We start from the raw sequence: 10,571 nt of genomic DNA on the forward strand, positions 1-10,571 counted from the left end.
GTGATAGGTGGGCTTATATCAATGAAATTATTTAAAAAGCATTTATGGGCAGTACCAATTTTAGTAACTATATTACTGATTACGGCCGGTTGTTCAAACAATAAATCAAAAAAAGTTGCGGATGCTCAAAATAACGATAAAGAGTTAACTGTTGCAGTCTATAGTGGTGATTGGGCTAAGAGTATTAAAAAAGCGGCATTAACTGCGTTTACTAAAAAAACAGGTATCAAAGTTAATATAGTTGAAGGTGCCGATGCAGAATGGATTACAAAACTAAACGCAAATAAGGGTAAAACCGCGCCTTATGACTTACTTATTTTACAACCAGATTCGATTCAAAAGGCGGCTGACGCACAACTGCTTGAACCGCTTAAATCAGACTGTGCTAAAAATTTAAATGATCTTTATCCTGCAATTCAAAATAAACTTACATTTAATAATAAACTGTACGCCGCAGGGTTCTCAGTTGGTCAATTGGGATTGGCCTATCGCAAAGATTTAGTCAAAAATGTACCCGAAAAATGGTCAGATCTTTGGAACAATGAATATAAGGGACATATTGCAATTTCGCCATTAACATATTCGGCTGGGCTTCAGACTTTCTCAGGTATCATTAATGCTCAAGGGGGGAAAGAATCTAATTCTAAAAATGTGCAAAGGGCATTTAATAGTTTAAAGACGTTAAAATCTAGCGTTACTTCATATCCAGATAATCCAGGATCTATTCAGACCTTGTTACAGCGTGGAGACACATGGGTTGTTCCATTTTGGGATGGACGAGTGTTTGCACTGCAACAATCGGGAATGAAATTAGGCTTTTCATATCCTAAAGATGGCGCGGTTGCAGCAGTTGCATCTTGGTCAATTGCCAAAGATAGTGCACATAAAAATAACGCGTATAAACTATTAAATTATCTATCTTCACCGACTGTACAAAAAAAGTTTTCTGATACATCGTATTACGGAATGTCCAATAAGAATGTGAAATATTCACCAGAGGTAAAATCAAAAATTAAAACTGGTAATAAAGAACTTTCGACCTTGAAATGGGTTGACTATAAAACTGCTGATAAACAACTTTCAAATTGGACAACTCAATGGACTAATGTATTGGGGGGAAACTAATGGCTAGGATTATTTTCGAAAATGTTGATTATGGTTATAAGGACACTAACATATTAAATAATATTAATTTAGAAGTAGCTAATGGTGAACTTTTCTCCTTAGTTGGTCCAAGCGGAGCAGGTAAGTCAACATTATTAAATCTCTTAGCTGGATTTCTTTATCCGAAAAAAGGTCGCATTCTGATTGATAATCAAAACATTACTGAATTACCGCCTTATAAGAGAAATGTTGGTTTAGTTTTTCAAAGCTATGCATTATTTCCGAATATGAATGTATTCAATAATGTGGCCTATGGTTTAAAAATAAAGAAAGTAAACAGATCAGAAATTAAAGAACGCGTGATTAAGGCCTTGTCAATGGTAAATTTGGAACAATATATCAAAAGAATGCCTAGAGAATTAAGTGGTGGACAACAACAACGTGTTGCCATTGCACGGGCACTTGTTATTCGACCACAGGTACTGTTACTTGATGAACCTTTAAGCGGATTAGATGCTAAGTTACGTCAAAAAATGCGTAGTGTTATTAGAGAATTACAACAGCGAGTTGGAATAACCACTATTTTAGTAACTCATGATCAAAGTGAAGCATTAAGTATTTCAGACCAAATAGCTGTTTTGGGTGAAGGCAAAATACAACAGGTAGGGACTCCCGAAGCAATATATAATCGTCCCGTTAACGCATATGTAGCTGAGTTTATTGGCTCGACGAACTTGTTAAATACAGTATCTACGACAAATGAAATTAAAGTGTCATTGACAGATATTAATGAAAAAACAATCAAATTTTTAACTCGACCGAGTAAAAATTTCAAAGGGCTTAAATTCATGATTCGTCCTGAAAATATCCGCTTAGTTGAACATGCAGAACCGGAGACATTGCAAGGAATACTTACTAAAATTGAATATCTCGGTAATGCAGAAAAAGGATGGATTCAACTTAAGACAGATGAATTAGTTTTTTATCGTTCAATTAATCATGATAAAAAAAGACTACAAACTGGTTCTGTGATTAACTTTTCTATTGATCCAGAATTGATTGTTAGTATAAACCAGAATGGATCGGGGAGGTTTTAATGATTAGAAAAGATAAAACAAATTTTTTCTTAATATTACCAGCAATCCTATTTCTAACAGCCTTCTTAATACTGCCCTTAATCATTCTTTTGTTGATGGCATTCAGGTCGAGTGGAAATTCAATTGTTATTGATGATACGCTTACAATTAATAACTTCATTAGCATTTTTAAAAATCAATCTTTTTATAGTGGTATTCTTAATACTTTAAAATTATCTGCTATTGTCTCAATTGTATGTATTGTTCTAGCCTATTTTCCAGCACTTACCTTGGTGAAGACTAAAGGTAATACTAAGACCTTACTTTATGTGGTTCTTCTATCGCCAATGCTCACGAGCGTAGTTATTCGAGTATATTCTTGGATTGTAATCCTTTCTAGCAATGGAATTATTAATCAGAGTTTAATGAAATTACACTTGATTAAATCGCCGTTATCACTGATGTGGAACAGTACTTCCCTAGTTATTGCGTTTGTACAAGTATTATTACCTTATGCAATAATATTTATTTCCAATTCATTAACAAAAATCGACAATAATTTATTTCGTGCTTCAAATAGTCTTGGTGCTAGTGCATTATATACTTTTTTTCATGTTATTCTTCCTTTAACTATTCCAGGAATATTAAGTTCATTCACCTTGATTTTTTCGCTAACTGCTGGAAGTTATATTACACCCATGTTGATTGCTGGACATCAAAAGCAGGTAATGGCCTTGACTATTTATCAACAGGCAATGCAGATCATGAATTTACCGATGGCTGCCGCCTTATCAGTAGTTCTTTTACTGGTTGTTATTCTAACTATCGTAATAACTAATTATCTTGGGCGATTATGGGAGGTAAGAGTTTATGGCAAATAAAAGAGACTATTCAATTGGCAAAATAATATTTAGATCTATAACTGCGATAATTTTTATTTTTTTACTTTTACCAACTCTTATTATTGTTCTCTCAGCATTCAGTCCGACTGAGTATGCGACATTTCCACCACAAGGTTTTTCACTTAGATGGTTTACGGCCGTATTTACAGATCAGGCATGGGTACTTGCAATAGAAAATAGTTTAAAAATTGCAGTTGTTACGATACCAATAGCTACTATTATTGGTACGTTGGCAGCATACGGTATCTATGCATCTAATTTTCATTGGAAGTCGGGATTACAGGCATTTGTATTATCGCCAATAATGTTACCGGCAATTATATTAGGAATTTCATTTTTATATTTGGCGACAGCTTTTGGGTTATTAGGTTCGTATACAATCATTGCTGCTGGCCATATTATAGTTGCAATCCCTTACGTTTTTCGATCGGTTACAAATGTGTTAGTGGGATTGAATAAAGATATACAGCGTGCGTCAATGATTCTTGGAGCAACTCCGTTTAAAACGTTCCTAAAAGTTGTTATGCCAAATATCATTAGTGGCGTTTTTTTAGGGGCAGTATTTGCCGGAATTACATCATTGGGAGAAGTTTCAATAAGTCTGTTGGTGTCTTCATCACAGACGGTAACTATTCCGGTGCAAACAATGAATTATATTGACCAAACCTTTGATCCTTCAGTCAATGCGGTAGCAGTTATATTTATTATAATCGCAATAGTATTAATTACGATATTGGAAAAAGTTGCGGAAAAAAATAAAATTGATGTTTTTTGAAAGAAGCGAACAAGTAAATGTTATCAAAACGTGAACGATTCCAAAGAATATTATTGAGACAACCTGTTGATCGTTCTTTGTATAGTGCGTGGTATCATTTTATAAAAACAGAGGCAGATCCTAGAAAATTGGCAGATGCGACTATAGAGATGCAAAGGAAATATAATTGGGACTGGCTTAAGGTAAACCCAAGTGTTATACATTTAGCACAAGTATTTGGTAATGAATATGATTATTCTCAGTATCAAGGAGTCTATCCACTACAAACCAAACAAATTATTCAGACTGCGGATGATTTAGGAAAGGTTCAGTTTACTACAGTAAAAAGATCGAGAACTCTTAGAGAACACACAGAAATGATTGATAAAATTATACGAACTTTTCCTGAATTGCCAGTAGTAGCAACAATATTCTCACCGTTGAGTATTCTTTTTTTGCTTTTAGGTTGCTCACCTTATGTCCATCAAAATATATATGGAAGTAATACCAAGTTAAACGTGATTCAGATATTAAAAGAGTATCCTAAAGAAGCGCAGCAGGCACTTTTGAATATTACAAAAACATTAATTGATTATATAAATGTATTAGAACAAGGTAACATAGATGGTATATTTTATGCGGTCACAGGAACCGGTAATCGTTTTGTTGTGCCTAAAGACATATTTGAAGAATTTTCTATGCCTTATGACATTAAAATATTGAAGGCAACAAAAAAATCAACGCGAATAATTTTGCATACTTGTAAAGACTATTCAAATCCAAAATATTTTGATCAAACCTATCCAATAGACGGTATTAGTTGGGACAGTCATCAAGACCATAATCCAAGAGTGGATGATACATTTTTACACACAATCGTTGGCGGAATTGATCATAAAAATATTTCAAAATTAACTTCAAGGATATTAGTTGAGAAATTTAAAAGTTTAAAGTATAAACTGGGAGACGGTAACTATATGATTTCGCCGGAGTGTATAATTCCAGAGTCAACCTCTTCGATGATTTTAAATAGTTTTAATGATAATTGGGAAAAGGGTAATAGTTAAGTATAAAATTATTTTTTAAATAAAATTGTGTGCTTCAAATAGTGGAGGGGGCATCAATGAAATGAACAGCACTAAAGAAATAGATATAGATAATTCTCTATCTATTCTTGATAGGTATCTTAGAATCCCATCCTTTTTAGGTAACCAATTAGCAATACAGGATATCATTAAGTTTTTAAAAAAAATAATCATCGAAAATAATGGGAAATTTAAATTAATTAGTAATTTAGAAAATCGGCCAATTGTATATGCTTTGTTCGAAAGTGACTATCCGAAAAGCAAGACACTTTTATTTTATGATCATTACGATGTTTTAGATGGGGGGAATGTCGACGAATGGAATAGCAATCCTTTTATACCCTTAGTTAAGGATGATATACTTTATGCGCGCGGAGTAGCAGACAATAAGGGAAGTTTGATTCAACGATTAACAGCAGTTACTTACCTAAAACGACAACATAAATTACATTGTAATGTTAAATTTTTAATTGAAGGTGAAGAGGAGTTAGGTAGTCAGCATATTGAAAGTTGCTTAATTAATCATCATGATCTTTTTAAATGTGATGCGTGTATTTGGGAATTTGGTTCAAGGGATATTGATGATGATGTAGAAATATTTGCAGGTGTCAAGGGGTTAATTGCCTTAGAACTAACTTGTAAAACTGCCTTATTTGATATTCATGCTATGTATGGTGGAGTGATTGAAGGCGCCGCAGAACGGTTAGGTCGTGCATTAAGCACCCTTAAAAATAATGATGGACATATTCAAATTGATGGTTTTTATAATGATTTAATCGATTGTCAAGATAAAGAGTATCAATCGGTGATCAATCAATTGTCTTTATCGCGAGTACAAATGTCTAAAATATACGGATTGGTTAGACAACCTCAGGCAAAAACAGATGCCGAACTAAAACAAAAACTTTCAATTAATCCATCTATTACCATTAGCGGATTTGATAGTGGGTATACTGGAATTGGTACCAAGGCTATTATCCCCTCTAAAGCAAAGGCCAAGGTTGATATTCGTCTGGGCTTAGGTCAAGATCCTGAGTTTATTTTAAAAAAAATAAAACTTCATTTTATCAAAAACGGGTTCTCGGATATTAAAATTAAGGTTACTGAGTCTTTACCAGGTAGTGAGATAAATAGTCTTAATGATTCATTTTTAAAATTGGTTTTACAAACGGCCGAAAATGTTTATCATGCAAAAACTAAGCTATATCCGGTTTCTTTTGGAACAGGTCCAATTTATTTATTTAAAAAACATTTGAAAGTGCCTGTGGTTAGTACCGGTGTTGGCTGGATTAATTCAAATGCTCATGGCCCAAATGAATCTATTAGAATTGAAGATTATAGATTAGGCATTTACCATCTTGTCAAGATTTTACAAATATTTTAAATTTGAGTACTTGTTTAAGTGTATTGCTTTCGGGTTATTGAAGATGGTCACGTAGGGCTATCACTTCAGGTATAAAATTGCTCTTTTCTTTTAAGAAGACACAACCTCAAAAAAAATTATGATGATCGAGCAAGTTCCAAAAATTGACGGCTTCTTTGGTGCCTATTCAATCGAACGTCTAGCTTCCGAATGTAGTAATGACTGCACAAGCTGCAACTTCAAAGCCATTATTAAATAATATCGTTTAAATAAATACCTCCTCGGTCAGCCGTCCTGATCGGGGAGGTATTTGTTATGTAATAAGTTAGTCGTACTTTCATAATGACTAAATTCTGGTGCAACGTCGAATAGGACTTCTAAAGAAGATAATACGTTTTTGATTTGATCAAAGTCATCATTTTTGATCGCCCAATAAACTTCATAGCCAGTAAAAAGAAAAGCTGAAGTGATGAACAGATTTTTAGGTCTTTGATGTGTGCGGACTTGACCAGTGGCTTGCGCCTGAGTGATCAATTCAATACAAATATCGGCGAATTTTTGAATGAAGTCAAATGATCCTTTGTCTACAGTTAGATTGGTGATAAATAATTGACTGATCATGTCGGGACCAAGTTTGATGCTAGCTTGAACTAACTCGGTGAAATAAGTTAGATATTGGTGCCAATAATCGACTGTTTTAGTATCGATATTTAAACTTAAGGTTTCGACAACGCGTTTGTAGTAATGGATCAATAATTCTGATTTAGAAGAAAAATGATAATAAAAGGCAGGCTTTGTTAGGTTACAAGCCGTGCAAATATCCGTAATACTGACTTCCTGATAAGAGCGCGCTTGAAAAAGCTGATAGGCGGTTGTTAAAATCAATTGTTTTGTGTCCACGACGATCCCTCCAATAATATTCAGTTTACCATATTTTTATTAAGAAAAGGCTTGCACAATTGTGAAAAACATGATAATCTTTACTCTAGTAAAGATTGTGAATATTTTAATTTAGGAGGAGCTATCATGGATCTATTTAAGCGCGGGCGCATCGGCAATGTTAGATTAAAGAATCGTATTATTATGGCACCAATGGGAACTAAGCCTGAATCTGACGGCAGTTATTCGACTAATTCAATCAATTATTTTGAAGAACGTGCCAAAGGTGGTGCCGGTTTAATTATTACAGGGGCTAATATTGTCAGTACAAAATACGAAGAACGACCAGAAAATGAATTGTCGGATTTTCACAATGTTGAAAAATTAGCTGTTTTGATCGAACGTTGCCACCATCATGGCACTAAAGTATTTGTTCAGATCACGCCTGGCTTAGGGCGAATGGTTTACGCTGATCCTTACACACCACCCTATTCAGCTAGTGACCAAGCTTATTCATTTTGGTTCCCGAATTTAAAGTGCCGCATGTTATCCGTTGATGATATTCATTATTTAACTGAACGAATGGCTTATTCAGCTAGTTTAGCGAAAGCTGCAGGAGCTGATGGTATCGAGATCCATGGTTATGGTGGTTATTTGTTAGATCAATTTCATTCGCGCTTGTGGAATAAACGTACTGATGAGTATGGTGGCACACTTGAAAATCGTTTACGTTTTACGACCGAAATTATCACAGCGATCAAACAAACTTGTGGTACTGATTTTCCGATTTCAATGAAGTTTACTGCTTATCATGGCATTGAAGGTGGGCGCGAATTGGATGAAGGGGTCGCAATGGCTCAGTTATTTGAAAAAGCGGGGGTTAGTGCCCTCCACGTTGATGTTGGCTGTTATGAAGTTTGGTACAAGGCCATCACCACTGTATATGAAAAGCCAATGCATCAACTTTTTGCGGCACGAGCGGTTAAACAGGCGGTTTCGCTACCAGTGATCATGCAGGGTAAATTAAATGATCCTAAAGATGCCGAAAGTGTACTGAAAAATAACGATGCGGATTTTGTCGCCTTGGCTCACCAGATGCTAGCCGATCCTTATTGGCCCGCCAAGGTCAAAGCAGGTGAATTTGATCGGATCACACCGTGTATTGGCTGCAACGAATGCTTATTAGGCGGTTTTTCCGGTAAGCATTACTATTGCACAGTCAATCCGTTATGTTATGCTGAAAAAGATTATCAATTAACTCCGGCGCCAACGACTAAACGGATCTTGGTGATCGGTGGTGGCCCTGGCGGGATGGAAGCAGCGATCACAGCGGCTAAGCGTGGCTTTTACGTTGAGTTATGGGAAAAAGGGACAGCTTTAGGAGGTAATATGTTTGTTGCAGGCGCACCGGACTTCAAGCACGATGTGATGAAATATGTTGATTATCTCAAGCGGGAAGTAATGCGCCATAATGTGATCGTTCGTTACGATCATGCAGCGACTGCTGTCACAGTACTGGCGGCTAAATTTGATAAGGTTATTTTAGCGACCGGTTCCAAGAGCAAGTTACCACCAATTAAAGGGATTGAAAATGCCGCACAAGCTGAAGATTATTTAGTCGCCAAAAAAACACCGGGTGATAATGTTGTTGTGATCGGTGGTGGCCTGGTTGGTTGTGAAGCGGCATTGGATTTAAGTGAAAAGTCAAAAAATGTGACAATCGTTGAAATTCTTGATGATATTTTAGTAACGGCGATCCATTCTAAAAATAATGATTTGTCATTACGGGATCACTTAAAGGCAGCTAATGTTAAATTGGTTACTGGAGCGAAGGTTGAAGAAATTAAACCGGGTATGATCTTGTTCAGTCAAGGTGAACAAAAAGAAGAACTTAAATGCGATACGGCCGTCGTTGCAGCTGGGTATTCCGCAGTTGATTCATTGGAAGCTGAATTAGAAGATAAGGTTGATCTAACGACAATCGGTGATGCTGCTGCACCACGTAAAATTATGAATGCCGTTCATGAAGCCTATCATGCTGTACGTATTTTTGAATAGTTTTACTGACCGTTGACCAGCTGTAAAAGCAAGTGAATGGAAAATGATCCATGTGGCAGAAAACGGGAAAGTGACGTTGAACTATTGAGGGTGGGTGACCGGGTGGCCGCTACTCATGTTACACATATTGTGTAAGTACTCCAACTGACTAAGCTAATACCTGTATTCTCATTAATACCTAACCAAAGGTTGAAAGTATCAAAACAGACCGTAACCATTGATGTCAAACGGTTATGGCACGTTATATTACTAATTTTCACTTCATTGAGCATTACCGAGTAGCCGGTCAAGGCTATGCGGTAATGCTTTTATAAATTCGTCAAAAATAATAGTTAATGTTTCAACCGCCATGTCGAGTTTTTCACCTAGACCAGTAATTGTTTGTATCAACCAATTCAATGTACTTACTAACTTAATATCGGGCAACGGTTGCCCATTTTTCGCGTTGTGCTAATGTAAGGACGTCATAGCTTAACATGACTATTGCTAGACGACCGCAGAGCTCATCGTAGCCTTGGACTTGAGCCTGATCAAATTGCAGGTATTGTTTAGCGACCTTAAAATAACATTCGATCTGCCAACGCTGACCGTACATCTGAATGATTGCTTCTGGTCTTAGCGCAGTCATGGTGGTCGCCAACACAAAACATTGATCAGCCTGGCCACGTGTGGTTACGAAGACTAACTTCATTGGGATTTTTTCGCCATCAACTTCAAATGTGACGATTGGGCTGTATAGATAGCTATCCTTAATTGGCCATTTACTGTGCCGTAAGTTAGCGTATAAGGTCTTAATATCCATTGGATCGCTAATAGCTGAACCAGCCGTTGCCAATTAATATGCGGGTCATTTAGGCAATTGCGAACAGTTCGTTTTGAAAAATCGTTAGCCTTTTCTGCTCTGAAAATGGAGTAGCGATTAAAGATGGTGGCAATAGTGGTAAGTGCCATGTTAGCTGTACATAACGGCTTCCGTGGAGCAAACGGGTAGTTATTTAGAATATGATGATCCAAAATCATGCATGCAATATAGGTTTTCAATTGTTAGAGTACTTTTTTAATAAGGGTTGCATAAGCGAATATTTTGCTGTTTAATTACAGGTAGGTACTATTATCCTTAGAGAATACTAAGGCGAAGGGTGGCGTACGGTAAAATAGCACAAAAAAATCGAATAAAAAAACACCATAGCAAACGCTATGGTGAAAAAAGTAGTAGTTGTAGTAAGGTGTTGGCGCACCAAATTACAATTCGAGAGTGTCAAGAATTTTGTGTAAATGAGTAACTCTTGTTTGCACGATTAAATGACCAATTTCAAAACATTGATTCTAATGTATCTTGACATTGTTTGA

At 36.0% G+C, this 10,571-nt stretch carries 8 protein-coding genes and 1 pseudogene; 7 read left to right on the forward strand and 2 right to left on the reverse strand.

Annotation, left to right across the window (positions count from 1 at the left end):
* Positions 1-21 precede the first annotated feature (21 nt).
* The 6 genes from FFM78_RS02535 (at position 22) to FFM78_RS02560 (ending at position 6,305) form a co-directional block, all read left to right on the forward strand.
* On the forward strand, positions 22-1,125 hold the full coding sequence (locus FFM78_RS02535) for an ABC transporter substrate-binding protein (RefSeq protein WP_137636865.1): 1,104 nt from the start codon (positions 22-24) through the stop codon (positions 1,123-1,125).
* Entirely contained in the window at positions 1,125-2,201 is a 1,077-nt protein-coding gene (locus FFM78_RS02540; protein ID WP_137636866.1) for an ABC transporter ATP-binding protein, read from the forward strand. The genes FFM78_RS02535 and FFM78_RS02540 overlap by 1 nt, the downstream gene beginning before the upstream one ends.
* The gene (locus FFM78_RS02545; RefSeq protein WP_137636867.1) at positions 2,201-3,061 is read left to right on the forward strand and encodes an ABC transporter permease; all 861 of its coding nucleotides are present in this window, start codon (positions 2,201-2,203) and stop codon (positions 3,059-3,061) included. The genes FFM78_RS02540 and FFM78_RS02545 overlap by 1 nt, the downstream gene beginning before the upstream one ends.
* Complete coding sequence (locus tag FFM78_RS02550; protein ID WP_137636868.1) at positions 3,051-3,857, forward strand: ABC transporter permease; 807 nt, start codon at positions 3,051-3,053, stop codon at positions 3,855-3,857. Before FFM78_RS02545 ends, FFM78_RS02550 begins: the two co-directional genes overlap by 11 nt.
* 17 nt (positions 3,858-3,874) lie before the next feature.
* Positions 3,875-4,903 carry a uroporphyrinogen decarboxylase family protein gene (locus tag FFM78_RS02555; RefSeq protein ID WP_137636869.1) on the forward strand — a complete coding sequence of 343 codons (1,029 nt, stop codon included), beginning with the start codon at positions 3,875-3,877 and terminating at the stop codon, positions 4,901-4,903.
* Positions 4,904-4,964: 61 nt separating this feature from the next.
* Complete coding sequence (locus tag FFM78_RS02560) at positions 4,965-6,305, forward strand: M20/M25/M40 family metallo-hydrolase (protein WP_137636870.1); 1,341 nt, start codon at positions 4,965-4,967, stop codon at positions 6,303-6,305.
* 264 nt (positions 6,306-6,569) lie between these two features.
* Here the strand turns inward: FFM78_RS02560 and FFM78_RS02565 are convergent, their stop codons facing one another.
* Positions 6,570-7,184 (reverse strand): TetR/AcrR family transcriptional regulator, encoded by a 615-nt coding sequence (locus tag FFM78_RS02565; RefSeq protein ID WP_171001821.1) that lies wholly within the window; start codon positions 7,182-7,184, stop codon positions 6,570-6,572.
* Between the two features lie 126 nt (positions 7,185-7,310).
* On the opposite strand from FFM78_RS02565, the gene FFM78_RS02570 reads away from it, so the two are divergent.
* Entirely contained in the window at positions 7,311-9,221 is a 1,911-nt protein-coding gene (locus FFM78_RS02570) for an oxidoreductase (protein ID WP_223876984.1), read from the forward strand.
* Positions 9,222-9,482: 261 nt separating this feature from the next.
* On the opposite strand, the pseudogene FFM78_RS02575 reads toward FFM78_RS02570, so the two are convergent.
* Positions 9,483-10,023, reverse strand: a pseudogene (locus FFM78_RS02575) (transposase); the annotation flags it as partial.
* Positions 10,024-10,571: the final 548 nt, after the last annotated feature.

The organism is Loigolactobacillus binensis (assembly GCF_005405165.1).
Taxonomy (GTDB): domain Bacteria; phylum Bacillota; class Bacilli; order Lactobacillales; family Lactobacillaceae; genus Loigolactobacillus; species Loigolactobacillus binensis.